The organism is Streptomyces sp. NBC_01006 (genome assembly GCF_045162725.1).
In the GTDB taxonomy this organism is placed as follows: Bacteria; Actinomycetota; Actinomycetes; order Streptomycetales; family Streptomycetaceae; genus Streptomyces.
In genome coordinates this window covers 695,064-710,986 of sequence record NZ_CP108700.1, presented here as the reverse complement: position 1 = coordinate 710,986, position 15,923 = coordinate 695,064, and the positions used below count along the sequence as shown (strand labels likewise).

The window sequence follows — 15,923 nt, the reverse complement described above, 5'->3', positions numbered from 1 at the left end:
CGGAAAGGCCGGGAAGCCGCCGCTGGCAAGGGAGTTCGGTCATGCCCATCGTCACCATTCAGCAGGGTCCCCGCGATGTCGAGCTGAAGCGCGAGCTCGTCAAGCGGGTCACGGACGCCTTCGTCGACGCGTACAAGATCCCGGCCGAGACCGTTCAGGTGTGGATCCACGAGGTCCCGGCGGACAGCTGGGGCGCGGCCGGCACGCTCATCGCCGACAAGTAGGGCCACCCGCGTCGGCGAGCCCGGGCATCGTGGTCACCAAGGGCGCGCCGTGGCCGCATGATTGACGGAATGTCACACACCATAGGGTGGCCGCTGTGACGAACGGCGGCGACAGCTCGACCGGGCCGTACGTCATCGACTTCGGCATCGCGCGGGCGGCCGACGTCACACAGCTGACGCGCAGCGGCGGCGTGATCGGCACCCCGCAGCACATGTCGCCCGAGCAGGCGCTGGGCGAGCGCGTCACCGCGGCCGCCGACGTGTTCTCCCTCGGCCTGATCGCCGCGGTCGCGGCGACCGGTCGGCATCCGTACGGCGAGGGCGGCGCGACCGCCCTGGCCGTACGGATCGCCGACACCGAGCGGACGGCGCCGGATCTGAGCGGCTACCCGGCGCCGCTGCGGCCCCTGCTGGAACGGACCCTCACCGCCGATCCGGCGGCGCGCATCACGACGGACGAACTGGCGGTGCTGAGCGAACGGGCGGCGGGGCGGGCGCTGCGTGCCTTCGACGGCTGGCTGCCGGCACCGCTCATGGAACGGATCGCCCACCGGGAGGCGGCTGCCGCACGCCCCCCGGAGCCCACGACGACGCCGGCCGCCGCGCCGCCCACCGAGCCCGACGTCCACTGGTCCGGGCAGCCCACGGTGTCGGCCCCGCCGCGGCCTGTCACGCCGCCTGCCGGTCCGGCTCACACACCGCAGCCGACGACAGCGCCCACTCCTCGGTCCGCCCAGCGCGGCCGCCCCGTGCTGTTGGCCGGCGGCGGTGCGCTGGCAGTGGCCCTCACCGCGGTCGTGACCTGGGCGCTCGTGAGCCCGGACGGCGGCGCGGGCGACGCCGCCGACGCCGGGGCGGACCGCAAGCACACCGGGGCCTCCGCCCCGGCCTCCTCGCCGTCTTCCCCCGCACCCGCCCCGTCCCCGTCCGAGCAGGCCGCGTACACGCTCCTCTTCGAGGACAAGCCCTTCACGCTGCGCGCACCGGCCTTCAACACCGGCACACACGTCGACCTGGACGCGCCGAAGGTGTCTCCCAACTGCAAGATCGGCCAGGCCGCCGGAATGGAGCTCACGTGCCAGGACTGGGGCGACGCGGACCTGCGCTTCCTCACTCCCACGGGCAGGAGCAGCGGCACCACGCCCGAGGCGTGCAGGGCTGGCGTGGACACCGACACATTGCCGGCCGCGGTCCCCAAGAAGGACCTGAACCTGGGTGCGACGCTCACCAAGGGCACGGTGCTGTGCACCGTCACCAGCGACAACAACCTGGCGATGCTGCGGATCACCGACGTACTGCCCCATGCCACGGGCGGCGCATCCTCGGACATGCCGGACCATGTCACGACGCTGACCATCTGGAAGATGGCCAAATAGGGGGACGTGCCCGTGCCTTCAGGGGCGCAGGCCGGCTTGCCTGAGCGCGACCTGGGACAGGTCGCCGATGACCCGCTCGTCCGCCCGGCGCCAGGCATCGGCGAGTCCCCCCGGCGGGACGGAGACCGATGCGAGGTCCCGCACCGGCCCGGTCAGGGCGCGTAGGGCAAGCAGATCAGCACCGCCGGGAGCGTCGAGAAGACCGCGGATCCGAGCACTGCGCCGGATCCAGCGCACGCGCGGGGGAAGCCAGAGTGCCAGCACGATCACCACCGAGGTGACGATCAGGACCAATGCCGTCAGGTCGGCCACACGGCCCACCACGTCCTGCATCGACTGCCCGGCGTCGGAGAGCCCGTTGCTGGCCTCGGCTGCGGACTGCAGCGGCTTCTTCAGGATGTCCCCGACCAGCGGCACGTGCGAGGCCGCATCCCCCGCATCGCCGAGGCCGGAGGCAAGGCTGCCGCCCGCGTCCTCCACCTTCCGCCCCGGCTCGGCCAGCAGCATGATCCCGTCGTGGACGGTCAGCGCGAACCACACCGCGGCCGCCAGCAGGGCCATGGCGATCAGGTCGGCGAGCACCTGGCGGCAACGGCGTGCTCGAGTCTGGGCGTAAAGACGCATCGGCGTACTCCTGTTCCGGCGCCATCAACGGACGAGACCGGCTCCCCAACCGGATGAGGGGCGACAGCCGTGACGGCGAGCCACGGCCCACCGTCGACCGTACGCGGCGCCCGCCCCGTCCGGTCGTCTTCACATGCGGACTTGCTGAGCCGCATCACAGACACATCCAGCAGTAGAGCTGTTCGCCGGCTTCGCGCGCTCGCCTGGCGAGAAGGACGATCCCTTCGGCTACTGGCTGCATGTCGTCGGCGTGCGCTCGATGCAGCTCCTCCGCTTGCACCCACCTGGCGACGATGGCCGGTAGCTCGTCGTCGCGCACTGCCGCCAGGGTGTCCCGTACCAGGGGATCGAGTTCGGATACCCACGGTCCCGTCATCCACGGGTCGTCCTCGTCCTGGGAGCCGTCGGGGCCGGGAGCCGGGGAGGCCGGCCACACCGTCGTCTCCCCGACCAGCTCCACTCGCCACTCCACCTGGCGGATGGCCGCGATCAGCATCGCCAGGACGATGGTCGGATCCACGTGTTTGGCCTCGACTCCGTCGAAGGCAGGCGGCTCTGCGCCGAGTGGTGACCCGCCATCCGTCCGCTCAAGCACCTCCACGACCGATGTCGCACCCACCGCGCGGAAGTAGTCGGTCAGAGCACCCATCGCTCTCCTCTCAGCTTCCAGTTCGTCGGCAGGCAGTAGATCAGGCGCCGCCCACAGCGCAGGGGGCGGACGCTGTCGCCCGAAGGCCGGTTAGAAGGTGTCACGCAACCTATTGCCCCTCACCACCGTTGAGTTATAGCCTCTAATTACAGCTTGATGCTCTGCCGCTCGGCGACGCCCACCCACCGGACATCAAAGGAGAACCCCATGCCCGGCACCCACCGCACCCACATCCGCGCCCTGTTCACCATCCCGCTCGCCATCGGCCTCCTCGGTACCGCCGCGTTACCCGCCGGCGCCGCCGCCTCCCTCAGCCCCCGCCCCGCCAAGTCCCTCACCTGCCGCGGCGCCGGCGTCGACCCCGCTGCCCGCGTCCGCCACCGGGCCGAGATCCGCATCGACGCTCCGCTGCGCACGGTCTGGAAGCTGCAGACCGACGTCGAGCGCTGGCCGGCCTGGCAGGCTCCCGTGACCACGGCGGAACGCCTCGACCGCGGCCCCCTCCGCCAGGGTTCGGCCTTCCGGTGGACAACCCCGGTACCCCCCAACCCGACTCCGGCCACCAGCCTGGAGATCACCTCGACCGTCGAACAGCTCGGGTACCGCTCCTGCATCCGCTGGACGGGCCCCGCAATCGGCGAGGGACTGCACATCGACGGCGTCCACGTGTGGAACTTCACCGAGATCCCCGGCGGCGTCAGGGTGAGCACCGAGGAGACCCACACCGGCCCACAGGTCGACGCGGACGTCCCCACCGCGACCGCCATCCTCCGCCAGGGACTCGAAGCATGGCTGAGCGACCTCAAGGTCACCGCCGAGGCTCGCGCCCCCCACCGGCCCCTCTCTTCTCGGTCGTTGGGAGTAGGACCGGCGCCCGATGCGCGCTGCGATGCTGCTGCCTAGGGTCGATACTCATGCAGAACACGGAATTCGTTCGTCGCCCGGTAGCGGAACGCAGGCGCGACTCCCTGGAACGGCTCGCCACGGAGCGGGACATATGGGTGGCCACAGCTCATCCTGATCACGGACCGCATCAGGTGCCGCTGTGGTTTTCGTGGGACGGCCGAGCGGTGTGGATGTGCACCGGCGCGAGTTCCGCGACCGCGCGGAACATCCGCAAGGAACCGCGGGTGCGCCTGGCGCTGCCGGACACGTTCGACGTGCTGCTTCTGCAGGGCGAGGCGGAGTGCTTCACCGACCAGGACGTGCCCGGAGAGGCAGCGGATGCGTTCGCCGGCAAGTTCGGGTGGGACCCGCGTACGGAGGACGGCCCCTTCGTGTACGTGCGCGCGGTACCGAAGACCGTGCGCGCCTGGAGAGGTGAACGAGAGCTGCAAGGCAGAGTCATCATGCGCGACGGAACGTGGCTCGAGTAGAGGCGGTGCTGTCATTCGGCCTGGCCGGTCTGCAAACCCGCCCCCGCTCCCTGGGCATCGTCGCGTTCATCGCGTGCGTCGGGCTCGCGGAGGTGCGCCGGATCTCCGTCGACAAGACGTGGATGTGGCGGCAGGTCGTTGACACCTGCCGAATGGCGTGCGACAAAGACCCCATGGGTTCTGCCGGTCTCCTCGTCTGAGGTGCGGTTCTCCGTGTGATCGGGCTACCAGTACGGGGCCGGTGCCGACGCCAGGGCCGCGTGAAAATTCACTGTCGCCACGCGCGAGACTGTCGAACAGTGGGCACACCACCGCGCTTATGTGAACGGACAACTCTGCTTTGACCATGATTCCCGGATCCCGTGTCCCGGGGCGGACCTGGACGGTCCGTCTGACCGGCCACGGTGACCACACCGTCTCCGTCACCTGCACCACCGAGGCATGCCGTATGCCGCCCCGGTCCAAGGACACGGCGGCCATGCGACGGTTCGCCGCCGAGCACGCCCGCGCGCACGCCCGCCTCGCCACTGTCCGCCCCAACGCGGCTTGTGCCTGCCGTGCCGCCGAGTGCGGATTCCACGAGGACACCAGAGCCTCCTGCATGGGTGCCCCGCTGCTCGTCCTCATCCACAACCCGGCCGTCGGCCAGGTCTGGACCCTCGCCGAGATCTGCCAGGCCTGCGCGCCCCTGATCTCGCACACCGCCGTCCTCGGACGCGCCCAGCAGTCGGCGCCTCCTCGCTCCTCCGCAGCATCGGCCCCTGCATCGTCCCTCCCCGCCTCACCGGCTCCGGCACGAGTGGCAGTCGCCGGCGGCTTCTCGTCCCCCGAGGCCGCACCCGAAGCCGTGTCCCGCCGCCGCCCGCACCGCGGCGGCCCCCGACGCAGCCGCTGACGGCCGTGACGCGTAGTCGGCCGGCCGGCGCCGGCTGCGTCGTCAGCCGGCGATCTGGTCCCCGTCAGGCACATCCTCGACCGTGACAAGGCTGCGGGGCAGTTCGAGTCCCTGTGACACCGCATCGGCGAGTCCTTCGGGGTCCGGACGTGCCGGGTACGGCGGCTGTTCCTCCTCGCCGTAACTCTCGATCGCCTTCACGAAGTAGCTCGGGTGCCAGGCGCCGACTGCCCCCTTGACTTGGACCGCGGTCACGGGGCGGTTGCCGATGAGGTGCTTGAGCGCGGCCGGAATCTCGTCGGATCGCAGTTCACCCGCTACCTGGAACAGGCTGGCGTGAGCACCGACGAGGCCGCCGTCCCGCAGGCGCACGGTCACGGTGAGACAGCTGGTGACGCTCGGATAGGTGATCACGCCCCCGGGCGCGACCTCCTTGACCTGCCCTTCCGTTATCGTCGCTCTGTCGGGTTCCACAAGGCCGATCGCCGCGCGCGGTCCTCCTTGGGCGGGCTCGTACAGCGTGTTGTCAGCGGCTGTACCGGGTGAGGTCAGGGCCACGGTGCCGACGAGGGCAACTGCGAGGGCGGCAACGCCGCGCTTGAGTTCGATCACAACTCGGCATTCTCCGTCATCTGTCATCGAACCTGATCATTGCCATCGAGCTCTGATGATCATTAGGTTTGTGTCATCGAAGTTCAAGTGGCACAGGCACGTCAGAAGGTGAGTAGACAGATGCAACCGACGTTCGTACTGGTTCACGGAGCCTTTTCGAACTCTTTCTCATTCGCGCCGCTCCAGGCCGAACTCGGCCTCCTCGGGCACCGTTCGGTCGCGGTCGACCTGCCCGGCCATGGTTTCGGGGCGACTTACACGCGGTCCTACCAGGTACCGCAAGACCTCGAAGGGCTCGCCACGGAACCCGGCTCGATCAAGGGCGTCACGCTCGCCGACAATGCGGCGCACCTGATCGGGATCCTCGAACGGGCCAAGCAGAACGGGCCGGTGATCCTCGTCTCCCACAGCCGAGGCGGCATGACGGCCACCGCGGCTGCCAACGCACGGCCGGACCTGATCGACCGCGTCGTCTACGTCTCGGCCTGGTGCCCTGTCGATCTCGACGTCAGCGACTACTACGCCGAGCCGGAGATGGCCACGGTCGACGCCGCTTCCCTGGCTCTGGCGCTGGCCGGGAACCCGGCCGAACTCGGTCTGCTCCGAGTCAACTTCCGCACCGCGAATCCGGAAGCCCTCGCGGCCTTCAAGGCGGCCTTCCTCGCTGACGGCACCGACGAGGAGTTCCTGTCCTTCCTGAACACCTTCCAGCCCGACGAGAACCTGGACGTCGGCACCTCCGCCGACCGGGCGCAGGCCGAGACCTGGGGCCGTATCCCGAAGACCTACATCCGCCTGGCCGACGACACGAGCCTGCCGCTCGCCATACAGGACCGGCTGATCCGCGAGGGCAACGCGCTGACGCCGGACAACCCGTACGACGTCCACACCCTTGCGGGCAGCCACCTGAAGTGGCTGGTCGACCCGGCACCGGCGGCCCGAGTCCTGGGTGAACTCGCGGCACCGGCGCGATAGCCCGGGCCCGCTGCGGTGCGGAGCCCCCGATCTCGAACGGGACCGACGTCGGCACATACGCTGCGGTCATGGATACCCCCGTGCTCACCGCCCGCGAACTGGTCCGGGACCGATTTCCCACTGCCCGGGCGGCTTTCCTCGCCGGCAGCGTGCTGACCGACCGCCGGACGCCCACATCCGATCTGGACATCGTGGTCCTCCTGGACGGGCCGCCCGCCCCCAGTCGGGAGAACTTGGTGTACCGCGGCTGGCCGGTGGAGCTGTTCGTGCAAACGGAGGCCGTCTGGCACCGCTTCGCCGACGAGGAGACCGCCAAGCGGAGTTCGCCGCTGCTCGCCATGTGCGCTGACGGCATGCTCCTGGTCGACACGGATGGGCTGGGCGCTTCGCTCCAGGACGAGGCGCGAAAGCGTTGGGCCGCGGGGCCGCCGCCGCTTTCGGACCGTGAGCGTGACTACCAGCGGTACGTCCTGACCGACTTGCTCGATGACCTGCGCGGCTGCGCGGACCCTGCCGAGCGGGTGTATTTGGTCTCGCACATGCTGCAGCGCGCCTCGGAGCTGGTCCTGCTGGTGGGTGGGCACTGGCTCGGCGGAGGGAAGTGGTTGTCGCGGCGGCTGGCTGCGGCCGACGCCGGATTGCACCACGCACTGTCCGAGGCTGCCGCTCAGGCGATAGCCGGGGATGCGACGGTCTTCGCCACGGTCGTGGCAGAGGTACTGGACCTGGCCGGCGGCCCGCTGTGGGACGGGTACGCCATCCGGTGAGCCGATCCCCGTGGGGTTTCGCCCCATGGGTGCGGTGCTGCCCGGGAGGGGCGCCCTGCCGCTCGTACCCGCTCGTACCCGCTCGTGCCCGCCCGTCCGGCTGACGTCCCGATGCACTCTTTCGATCGGGCCGGGGGTCGGGCAGGATGCCCGGTGCACCGGGAACTCCCGGGCGCCGGTCGCGAGACGGAGGCTGTGTGTCAACAGGGCACGAGCAAGCGGAGCGAGCGGTTCAAGAGCTTCGGGACTCGTTCTACCGCGATCCCTACTCCCGCTACGCCCTCGCCCGCCGAGCCGATGGGCTGACCTGGATACCGGAGGTCGACGCCTGGCTGGTCGCGCGTGAGGGCGACGTACGGGAAGTCCTGCGTCGCGCCGAGGACTTCTCCTCCGCGAACGCGTTGTTGCCGGACGTCCCGCTGTCGGAGGCTGCGCTCGGCGTCCTCCCGCGCGGGTTCGGGCCGCGGCCGACCGTGGTCTCCTCGGACGGCGCCGCCCACCTGCGCTACCGGGCCCCGTTGAACCGGGGCCTGTCCTCCGGCCGGATCGCGGCGCTGATGCCGTACGCGCGAGAGCAGGCGCGCGAGCTGGTGGACGGCTTCGCCGCGGACGGCTCGGCCGAGCTGGTGGAGGCGTACGCCCGGCGGCTGCCGGGACTGGTCATCGGGCGGCTCATCGGACTGGATCGCGCCGATGTTCCCTTGGCGGTGCACGGCGGCTACCGCGCCGAAGAGCTGTTCTTCCGCCCGTTGTCGCCACCCGAGCAGGCGGCCGCCGCGGAGGACGTCGTGACGCTCCAGCACTTGCTGGACGGCTACGTCCGCGACCGCCGGGCCCACCCCCGCGAGGACCTCTGCTCGGACCTCGTGGCCGCATTGGCCCCCGGGGAAGGCGAGTTGACCCTCGAACAGCGTCATGAGCTCGTGGCGAATCTGCAGAACCTGCTGATCGCCGGCTTCCTGACGACGAGCGCGCTGATCTCCACCGCCCTGCTGCACCTGCTCAGCGACCGGGAGCAGTGGCTCCTGCTGTGTTCCGATCCGTCGCTGATCGGCGCCGCCGTGGAGGAATGCGCCCGCTTCGACACGGCCATCCAGGGCTTTCGCCGGGTCACGACGCGGCCCGTGACGCTGGGCGGGACGAAGCTGCCGGCCGGGGCCACCGTGCTCGTGGCCTACGCCTCCGCCAACCGCGACGAGCACCGACACGCGCGGGCCGACCGGTTCGACATCCGCCGTCCCGCGGACCGGCGTCACCTCGCCTTCGGTCACGGGCCGCACAACTGCCCGGGCTCCCGCCTGGCCCGGGCCCAGCTCCACCTGACGCTGGAGCTGTTCTCGCACGCCCTGCCCGCTCTGCGGCTGGACCGACGCCTCCCGCCACCATCCATGCGTCCCACCCTCATCCACCGTTCACCCGAGACCCTGCACGTGGCCTGGTGAGCGCCGGTACCAGCCGTAGCGTCGACTGATGGGGGCCCCAACAACCCCTGGAATCAACCCGGTTCACGATCCCTCCCGAACGGCTGACAGGGCTGCGGCACCGTGCGAAGTTGTATGTGCAACGACCGCCGCGGGGGAAGGGGGACGCATGCCCGAGTACGCAGGTTCCGACGAGGAAGCGGAGCAGGACCTCATCGCGTACTGCGAGAAGATCGATTTCGACCCGGAGTGGGTGGCCGCGGACAAATGGGCCTCGTCCATCCGGATTGCCCAGCAGAAGGAGTACGGCTTCGTACAGGCCCGCAAAACGATCCTCACCGACCAGGAGGAGCTGGTCAAAGCGGGCGCCCGGGACGCCCGCAAAGCGAAGCTGGACTCGGACGCGGCGGATCTGCTCACCCAGATCAAATACGACCACGGCCTGAAGGATTCGCTGGTCGTCACCATCCTCAAGCAGTGCGCCGCCGCCTACGTGGGAGGGGAACGCGTCAACCTCGGCCTCGGCGGCGCCCCCATGGACCGCGGCGCCTACGGCGACCTGCGCGACGAGTGGACGGCTGCCGGTGAACTCGCCGACGGCGGCGTGTTCACCGAGTTCGTCAGCCACGACCCTCAGAACAAGGCCGCGCTCGGCAAGGGCCAGGTAGGCGACACCCTTGCCAAACGCAAGGTCCAGGGCAACCTCCTCGTACGAATTGCCGGCGTCCGCTTCAACATGCACATCGACATCGCGAACTGACCCGCTCCCGCCGGCGTTCCCCGTGGCCCTCGGGGCGGGGCTACGGGGGTGTCCGGCGCCGTGAGCGCGATGGGGCCGGCTGACCGACGGCTTCCCGGCCGGTCCGACCTGCGCACGTCGGCCCGAACCGACTGCCCTGCCGTCCGACGCCGGGTTCCGGCACGACTCCTGTATGGATGAAGCGCTACGTGGCGGCGGGGGTGATGCCGACGGGACCCGCCGCTCGGTTCGTGTAGCGGTCGCGCATGGCGTCGCTCGCCGCAGGGCCTGCCGTGAAGACGTACGCGTCGCTGTCGTCGAGCCGCTGTCCCGTTCCGGCGTCGACGACCACGGGCTCGACCGGCCGGCCGCTGTCGGCGTCGACGAGGATCATGCTCCGTTCCTCGGGTGCGAGGCGGGAGTTGCCCCACGCGGCCAGCGTGACGATCACGGGACGGAGGGACCGCCCCAGGGGAGTCAGTACGTATTCATGGCGGACGGGGTTGGTCTGGTAGGGGCGGCGCTCCAGCAGCCCGTCGGTGACGAGGGACTTCAGTCGGGTGGTGAGCATGCTGGAGGAGATGCCCAGGTTCTCCTGGAACTGGTCGAAGCGGGTGTAGCCGTCGAAGGCGTCGTGGAGGATCAGCAGCGTCCACCACTCGCCGACGTGCTGCACCGTCGTGGACAGCGGGCACTCCCGGTCCTCCAGCCTGATCCGGCTCGCCATCGGGGCACTCTCCCTGGTTGGTGCTAAAGTGAAAGTTACTGGCTTCCATTTTAGCACTCACATGGTGGGCGGCGGCTCCCGCCCGACCGCCCTCGGGAAGGGAAGTCATCGTGACCACAGCTCCCGGCGAGGGCGACCGGGACCCGACACCACCCCGAGGACCTGCCATGCACGACAACCGGACCCGCGCCGCGCGCACCGTGATCGACCCCGACGCCCTGCCCGAGACGATCACCCGCTACCTCAACGCCCACCGGGCGCACGACACCGCCACCGCCCTGTCCTCCTTCACCCCCGACGCCACCGTCACCGACGACGGCGCCACCCACCAGGGCGCCGAGGCGATCGAACAGTGGCTGAGCCGGTCCGCCACCGAGTTCACGTACACCATCGAACTCACCGGCGCGCAGAAGACCGGCGCCACCCACTACACCGCCACGCACCACCTCGAAGGCGACTTCCCCGGTGGCACCGTCGACCTGCGCTACGAATTCGCCCTCCGCGACCACGACCACCTCATCGAAGGCCTCGTCATCGCACCCTGACCCGCTCCGTGCCCTTGCCCGACGAGGACCTTCACTGCGGTTCCGACCAGCCGTTTCGGACGGAGTGACCGCCGAGCTGCATCCGGGTCCGGACCCCGGCCATGTCCATGAGGTGGCGCAGGCGCCGCTGCAGCGTGCGAGGTGACACACCGAGCTGGGTCGCGACCGCCTGGTCGGTCAGACCGGCCAGGAGGAGCGCGAGGATCCTGCGGTCCAGATCGGTCGGACCTTCCGGCCCGCGCTCGACGGTGGTTTCGCCGGCCCCGCCGTTGCCCGACAGCACCAGGGGATGCGCGGTGAGCCATACCGTCTCGAACAGCGCGTCCAACGCGTCCAGCAGACCGCTGCGGTGCAGCAGCACGGCCCCGGGCTCCCCGTCCGGTGTGACCGCGAGCGGTACGAGGCCGAGGTCGGCGTCGGCCAGGACGAGTTTCATCGGGAGCCGGTCGGCGACGCGCAGTTGCACCCCGTTGCGCAGGGAACGGATCGCATCGGTCACGATCCCCGGCTCTGTCAGCGCGGCCCGGTCCAAAATCGCCCGGAACTGCACGCCGCGGCCGAGGGCCACGGGCTCGGCCGTGTTCTCGTCGGGCGGCACGGCGACGAACGGTGCGGTGATGAAGGTGCGGACCTGCGTACGGGCCGCGTGCTGTACCTGCAGGAAGCGGTGACCGATGGCGTCGACGCCCGTGACGACCTCGATCAGATCGTTGATGCTGCTCCCGGTCATCGCCGCCCGGTGCTCCTCGGCGAAGGTCACCAGGGCCTGCTCGGCCATGCGCAGCCCGTCCCGGCGCTGGCTGATGAGAGAGCCGAGTGCCATGGCCGGCGGCGCGGCGGTGAACTGTTCGTCCGCCGACCTGATCACCAGTCCCCACCCGACCAGGCGGGACAGGGCCTTGTCCACGTCGGCTCGCGGTACGAGGAGCCGGTCAGACAGCAGCTCCGCGGTGGAGTTCGGCAGTCCGAGGAGCACCCGGTAGACGCGCTCGTCATCGGGTTCGAGGCCCAGCACATCCAGCATCGACGACCGACTCCGTTCCGCTTGCCGCAGCGGGGAGAGTATGCGCCACGGCGGCAGGACATGAGTAGCCCCTGCCGGCGGCAACTGCGCAGGGAAGGGCCCGGGAAGTCGCCTCCCCGGGGCCCGGCAGGGCGGTTCATCGCAGGCCGTACGCCCGGATGATCTCGTTCTTGACGCTGTAGCCGCTGTTCGTCTCGGCGCCCGCGCGCACCGAGACGAAGCCGCCGGGCTTCTTCGGCGTCCTGAACGAACCCTTCCAGTAGCCGTCGGCGCCCTTGGCCAGGGTCACCTTCTGCCAGGTGGCGCCGTCGTCGTACGAGACGTCCAGCTTCACCGACTTGACGGTTCCCGGCAGGGTGCCGCCGTCCATCGGCACCGGCTTGAGCGCGAACTGCTGGTTCGCGTTGGCCTTGACGTCGCCGTGCAGGTCCGACTCCAGCTTGTAGTCCAGGTTCAGCACCGAGAACCGCTCGAAGAAGTCGGAGTCGACGGTGTCGGACATGAACGTCCACTCGGTGTGGGTGCGCGTCGAGAGCCGGAAGACGTCCCCGGGCCGTTCCGCGTCGAGGACGGCGCGGTAGGGCAGGTTGCCCTTCGGCACCTCGATCCACTGCATGTCCGTGCTGTACGGATTGTCGTGGATCAGCGTGTTGCCCTGGAAGACCTGCAGGTGGGTCGGCGTCTCACCCCACTGCAGGTAGCCGCCCAGCCGCATGGTGTCGCTGGAGGAGGCCCACGCCTGCACGTTCCACGTCATCTGGTTCTGCCAGCGGGAGTTGTAGACGCCGAAGGACTCGCCCTGGCCGGGGCGGATCGCCGGGGCGAACCAGTCCAGACGGGTGGTCCTGCCCTTGGCGTACGTGTTGTCGCCCGACACCATCACCCACGGCATGGCGCTTTGGACGCCCTGCGCATGGAACTCCCTCCAGACCTGGCCGGGGGTCACCCATTCGGTACGGGTGCCCGGGTGCCACTCGCGCTCGGGGAGGTTGAACGACGGGTTGAGGGTGAAGTCGGAACGGTAGCCTTCCGCCGCCCCGCCCTGCGTGGCCGAGTAGTAGCGAGCATCGATCCGGGCGAGATCACCGTGGGTCGGCTTGTAGACCAGGGCCCGGTCCGGCACCTGGCCGGGGTAGTCCCGGGTCAGGTCGTAGACGAACGGCGTGTACGCGGTCTGCTTCGCGGTCAGTTCGAGGGTGCCGGCCTTGGCCATCGCGATGAGCGTCTTGCCCGCGTCGCGGTGCACGGTGGCGACCGGGATGGCCGACTCGCCGACGTACTCCATCAGGGCACCGACACCGTCGTTGACCACGATCAGCGCCTTCGCGCCGGCCGCGACCGCCGCCTCGGCGCGCGCCTGCGAGGAGACCTCGTCGCTGCGCTCGACGACGACGGCCTTGCCCTTGGCGCTGACCTTCTCGTATGCGGCCGCCGCGCCGTTGCCCGCGTAGACCGCGTCCAGCTTGTCCGTGGCGGTGCTCAGCGCGCTGCCCGCCTGCACCAGTGCCTCGAAGCCGAGCCGACCGCCCAGCGCGCTCAGAGCGAGCAGCGGCTCGCCCTTGCGCCAGCGGGTGATCAGCATGAACTCGCCCTGCGTCATCGGCTCCGTCGGTGAGACGTAGACGTCGTCGTACGTAGGCGGCACCACGTACCCGCTGCGGAAGTCCGTGAACGGGTCGAGGCCCTTGTAGTGGACGTTGAAGTCGACCTTGCGCTGGCGGTCCTCGGTGCGCTGCGGCGCCTCGGTCCGCAGCAGGCGCGCCTTGCGGGCGTCCAGCACCACGTCCGCGGAGCGGTCCTTGAGCAGGGTCTCCGGGTCGACCATCACGGCCAGGCCCGAGCGGTCCGCGGACTCGCCGGCCACGTCGAGGTACGCCGCGACGGTGTACGTACCGGGCGCCATGCGCATGGTGGTCCGGCCGTCGACGTACACGGACCACGGCCAGAGGTCACCGGCCAGGTTGATCGTCGCCCAGCCGGCGGCGGGCTTGCCGTCCCGGCCGACCAGCTTGATGTTCAGGTCGTAACGCTCCTCCTCCTTGAGCAGCGCCACGGAGGTGCGGGTCACCGGCTTCCCGGTGGTCGCATCGGTGCCCGTCACGTAGCCGACGTCCCGGCCGGCCGGGGCGGTTCGCGGGTCACCGGTCACCGGGACGGCGGCGGTGCCGCCCGCCGGGACGGTCACTGTGGTGGCTCCCAGCCTGAACGGGCCGCCGTCGTTCGTCAGCGCCAGGTTCAGCCTGACGTCGGAGGAACCGGAGTTGGTGAAGGTCAGGTCCTTGGTGACGGCGGCGTCGCTCGGCTCGTGCGGCCACGTGTAGTTGCCGAAGAAGAGCGATCCGGTGCCGCGGACCGTGGTGCGCACGGCGGCGGCCACGTCGAGACGGCCGGTGCCGACCTCGTACGGCGAATACCGGTCGCCCAGCCCGTTCGCGGTGCTCATCAGGTGTTCCTTGAGCCGGGCGCCGGTCCAGTCCGGGTGCTGCTGGGCGAGGATCGCCGCCGCGCCGACCACGTGCGGAGTGGCCATGGAGGTGCCGCTGAGGGTGCGGTAGAGACCCTCGCCGCCGCCGCTCATCTCCTGCGAGCGGGCCGCGGTGATGTCCACGCCGGGCGCCGCGATGTCCGGCTTCATGGCGCCGGAGTAGGCCAGCGGGCCGGTGCTGGAGAAGGACGCGAGCCGGTCCTCTTTGTCCGTGGCGGCCACGGTCAGCGCCGAGGCGGCCGCGCCCGGGGCGGAGATGCTCTCCGGGCCCGCGTTGCCGGCGGCTATGACGAACAGCGTGCCGTACTGCGCGGACAGCGCGTCGACCGCCTGGGACATGGGGTCGCTGCCGTCCGTCGGATAGGAGTCGCCGAGGCTCATGTTGACGACGTCCGCACCGGACTCGGCGGCCCACTGCATGCCGGCCATGACCCAGGAGTCCTGGCCGGAGCCCTCCGGGCCGCCGAGCACCTTGCCGACGACCAGGTCGGCGCCGGAGGCGACGCCCTTGTAGGCACCGCCGGAGGCGGCTCCCGAGCCGACGATCGTACTGGCCACGTGGGTGCCGTGCCCGTTGACGTCGGTGACGGCCTCACCCGGGACGAAGCTGGCCGTGCCGTCGATCAGGCCTGCGAAGTCGGGGTGATTGACGTCGATGCCGGTGTCGAGCACCGCGACCTTGACGCCCTTGCCGGTGTACCCGGCCGCCCAGGCCTCGGGCGCGCCGATCAGCGGCACGCTCTCCTTGAGGTTGGCCTTCACCCGGCCGTCGAGCCACAGCTTCGCCACACCCGCGCCCAGCGTCGTGCCGCCCCGCGGCGCGACGTCGGTCCAGAAGGTACGGGCCTGCCGCTTCTCGGTGCTGAGCGCGGCACCGCGGATGCCCTTGAGGTCGCGGGTGAGCTTGCTGCCGCGGGGGGCCGTCGGCTCGCCCGCCGAGCGGGACTTCGACTGGGCGTACGTCGCGATGAGCGGCAGCGCGGCCGACTTCGCGTCGTCGTAGCCCATCTCGATCAGGTCGGTGACGTTGAACAGCCGCCGGTCCAGCTTGTCGGTGCCCAGCAGCGGTACCGCCTCGTCCGGGATGACGAACAAGTCACCCTTGATCTGCTGGACCTTGACGCCGCCGGCGGCGCTCGCGGGCCGTTTGACGTCGGCCGACTGCCGGCCGTCGGCCATCGTGGTGACCGTGACGACATCGCCGGTGACCAGGGTGACCTTGTGGGTAGCCGAGGGGTGGGCGGGAACGGTGGGCTTGCTCGGAGCGGCTTGAGCGGGCGCTTGCAGAACGGTGAGCCCGGACGCCAGCAGCGGCACCGCGGTGGCGGCCGAGATCAGCTGCCGGCGCACGCGCCGGCGCCTGCGCCGGAAGGCGGAAGCCTGAGAGGGGGAGGACATGCCATGGGTCTATCGGCCCGGCAACACCGACGTGAAGGCCCGACGACGGCAAGTCCTCGCCATGGCAAGGACTCGCCAGCCGTGAC

17 protein-coding genes are annotated in these 15,923 nt (G+C 70.3%); 11 read left to right on the top strand and 6 right to left on the bottom strand.

The features are described from left to right. Positions 1-41: 41 nt before the first annotated feature. Complete coding sequence (gene dmpI / locus OG509_RS03155; protein WP_053690240.1) at positions 42-224, top strand: 4-oxalocrotonate tautomerase DmpI; 183 nt, start codon at positions 42-44, stop codon at positions 222-224. 86 nt (positions 225-310) lie between these two features. After that, complete coding sequence (locus OG509_RS03150; RefSeq protein ID WP_406179893.1) at positions 311-1,600, top strand: serine/threonine-protein kinase; 1,290 nt, start codon at positions 311-313, stop codon at positions 1,598-1,600. Between the two features lie 18 nt (positions 1,601-1,618). Here the strand turns inward: OG509_RS03150 and OG509_RS03145 are convergent, their stop codons facing one another. Continuing rightward, the gene (locus OG509_RS03145; protein WP_406179892.1) at positions 1,619-2,224 is read right to left on the bottom strand and encodes a hypothetical protein; all 606 of its coding nucleotides are present in this window, start codon (positions 2,222-2,224) and stop codon (positions 1,619-1,621) included. 154 nt (positions 2,225-2,378) lie between these two features. Continuing rightward, positions 2,379-2,873 carry a hypothetical protein gene (locus OG509_RS03140; RefSeq protein WP_406179890.1) on the bottom strand — a complete coding sequence of 165 codons (495 nt, stop codon included), beginning with the start codon at positions 2,871-2,873 and terminating at the stop codon, positions 2,379-2,381. Between the two features lie 207 nt (positions 2,874-3,080). Between OG509_RS03140 and OG509_RS03135 the strand changes: the two genes are divergently transcribed. From OG509_RS03135 to OG509_RS03120, 4 genes are all read left to right on the top strand, one after another. Continuing rightward, entirely contained in the window at positions 3,081-3,776 is a 696-nt protein-coding gene (locus OG509_RS03135) for an SRPBCC family protein (RefSeq protein ID WP_406179888.1), read from the top strand. An 11-nt stretch (positions 3,777-3,787) separates the two neighbouring features. Further along, positions 3,788-4,249 (top strand): pyridoxamine 5'-phosphate oxidase family protein, encoded by a 462-nt coding sequence (locus OG509_RS03130; protein ID WP_406179886.1) that lies wholly within the window; start codon positions 3,788-3,790, stop codon positions 4,247-4,249. 5 nt (positions 4,250-4,254) lie between these two features. Next, positions 4,255-4,449, top strand: coding sequence for a hypothetical protein (locus tag OG509_RS03125; protein ID WP_406179884.1), 195 nt, complete (start codon positions 4,255-4,257; stop codon positions 4,447-4,449). A gap of 146 nt (positions 4,450-4,595) precedes the next feature. Then, the gene (locus OG509_RS03120; RefSeq protein ID WP_406179882.1) at positions 4,596-5,144 is read left to right on the top strand and encodes a hypothetical protein; all 549 of its coding nucleotides are present in this window, start codon (positions 4,596-4,598) and stop codon (positions 5,142-5,144) included. 42 nt (positions 5,145-5,186) lie between these two features. On the opposite strand, the gene OG509_RS03115 is transcribed toward OG509_RS03120, so the two are convergent. Next, a complete protein-coding gene (locus OG509_RS03115; RefSeq protein WP_406179881.1) occupies positions 5,187-5,756 on the bottom strand; it encodes a hypothetical protein in 570 nt (189 codons plus the stop codon). Between the two features lie 120 nt (positions 5,757-5,876). Between OG509_RS03115 and OG509_RS03110 the strand changes: the two genes are divergently transcribed. The 4 genes from OG509_RS03110 to OG509_RS03095 all read left to right on the top strand — a co-directional run bounded on the left by OG509_RS03110 (position 5,877) and on the right by OG509_RS03095 (position 9,679). Then, entirely contained in the window at positions 5,877-6,731 is an 855-nt protein-coding gene (locus OG509_RS03110; RefSeq protein ID WP_406187448.1) for an alpha/beta fold hydrolase, read from the top strand. Between the two features lie 68 nt (positions 6,732-6,799). Further along, on the top strand, positions 6,800-7,498 hold the full coding sequence (locus OG509_RS03105; protein ID WP_406179879.1) for a nucleotidyltransferase domain-containing protein: 699 nt from the start codon (positions 6,800-6,802) through the stop codon (positions 7,496-7,498). Positions 7,499-7,695: 197 nt separating this feature from the next. After that, positions 7,696-8,940, top strand: coding sequence for a cytochrome P450 (locus tag OG509_RS03100; protein WP_406179877.1), 1,245 nt, complete (start codon positions 7,696-7,698; stop codon positions 8,938-8,940). Between the two features lie 148 nt (positions 8,941-9,088). Beyond that, the gene (locus tag OG509_RS03095; RefSeq protein ID WP_406179875.1) at positions 9,089-9,679 is read left to right on the top strand and encodes a hypothetical protein; all 591 of its coding nucleotides are present in this window, start codon (positions 9,089-9,091) and stop codon (positions 9,677-9,679) included. A gap of 184 nt (positions 9,680-9,863) precedes the next feature. On the opposite strand, the gene OG509_RS03090 is transcribed toward OG509_RS03095, so the two are convergent. Beyond that, positions 9,864-10,385 carry a winged helix-turn-helix transcriptional regulator gene (locus tag OG509_RS03090; protein WP_406179874.1) on the bottom strand — a complete coding sequence of 174 codons (522 nt, stop codon included), beginning with the start codon at positions 10,383-10,385 and terminating at the stop codon, positions 9,864-9,866. 110 nt (positions 10,386-10,495) lie between these two features. Between OG509_RS03090 and OG509_RS03085 the strand changes: the two genes are divergently transcribed. Beyond that, complete coding sequence (locus OG509_RS03085; protein WP_406179872.1) at positions 10,496-10,930, top strand: nuclear transport factor 2 family protein; 435 nt, start codon at positions 10,496-10,498, stop codon at positions 10,928-10,930. 31 nt (positions 10,931-10,961) lie between these two features. Here the strand turns inward: OG509_RS03085 and OG509_RS03080 are convergent, their stop codons facing one another. Together OG509_RS03080 and OG509_RS03075 are read right to left on the bottom strand one after the other, a co-directional pair. Beyond that, positions 10,962-11,954 carry a helix-turn-helix domain-containing protein gene (locus OG509_RS03080; protein ID WP_406179870.1) on the bottom strand — a complete coding sequence of 331 codons (993 nt, stop codon included), beginning with the start codon at positions 11,952-11,954 and terminating at the stop codon, positions 10,962-10,964. 136 nt (positions 11,955-12,090) lie between these two features. Next, entirely contained in the window at positions 12,091-15,837 is a 3,747-nt protein-coding gene (locus OG509_RS03075; RefSeq protein ID WP_406179868.1) for a S8 family serine peptidase, read from the bottom strand. Positions 15,838-15,923: the final 86 nt, after the last annotated feature.

What these genes read in the sequence shown, in the direction of transcription:
- OG509_RS03105 (WP_406179879.1), top strand. Translation starts at nt 6,800, where the DNA reads ATGGATACCCCCGTGCTCACCGCCCGCGAACTGGTCCGGGACCGATTT.
- dmpI (WP_053690240.1), top strand. Translation starts at nt 42, where the DNA reads ATGCCCATCGTCACCATTCAGCAGGGTCCCCGCGATGTCGAGCTGAAG.
- OG509_RS03090 (WP_406179874.1), bottom strand. Translation starts at nt 10,385, where the DNA reads ATGGCGAGCCGGATCAGGCTGGAGGACCGGGAGTGCCCGCTGTCCACG.
- OG509_RS03080 (WP_406179870.1), bottom strand. Translation starts at nt 11,954, where the DNA reads ATGCTGGATGTGCTGGGCCTCGAACCCGATGACGAGCGCGTCTACCGG.
- OG509_RS03145 (WP_406179892.1), bottom strand. Translation starts at nt 2,224, where the DNA reads ATGCGTCTTTACGCCCAGACTCGAGCACGCCGTTGCCGCCAGGTGCTC.
- OG509_RS03140 (WP_406179890.1), bottom strand. Translation starts at nt 2,873, where the DNA reads ATGGGTGCTCTGACCGACTACTTCCGCGCGGTGGGTGCGACATCGGTC.
- OG509_RS03120 (WP_406179882.1), top strand. Translation starts at nt 4,596, where the DNA reads ATGATTCCCGGATCCCGTGTCCCGGGGCGGACCTGGACGGTCCGTCTG.
- OG509_RS03135 (WP_406179888.1), top strand. Translation starts at nt 3,081, where the DNA reads ATGCCCGGCACCCACCGCACCCACATCCGCGCCCTGTTCACCATCCCG.
- OG509_RS03110 (WP_406187448.1), top strand. Translation starts at nt 5,877, where the DNA reads ATGCAACCGACGTTCGTACTGGTTCACGGAGCCTTTTCGAACTCTTTC.
- OG509_RS03075 (WP_406179868.1), bottom strand. Translation starts at nt 15,837, where the DNA reads ATGTCCTCCCCCTCTCAGGCTTCCGCCTTCCGGCGCAGGCGCCGGCGC.
- OG509_RS03095 (WP_406179875.1), top strand. Translation starts at nt 9,089, where the DNA reads ATGCCCGAGTACGCAGGTTCCGACGAGGAAGCGGAGCAGGACCTCATC.
- OG509_RS03130 (WP_406179886.1), top strand. Translation starts at nt 3,788, where the DNA reads ATGCAGAACACGGAATTCGTTCGTCGCCCGGTAGCGGAACGCAGGCGC.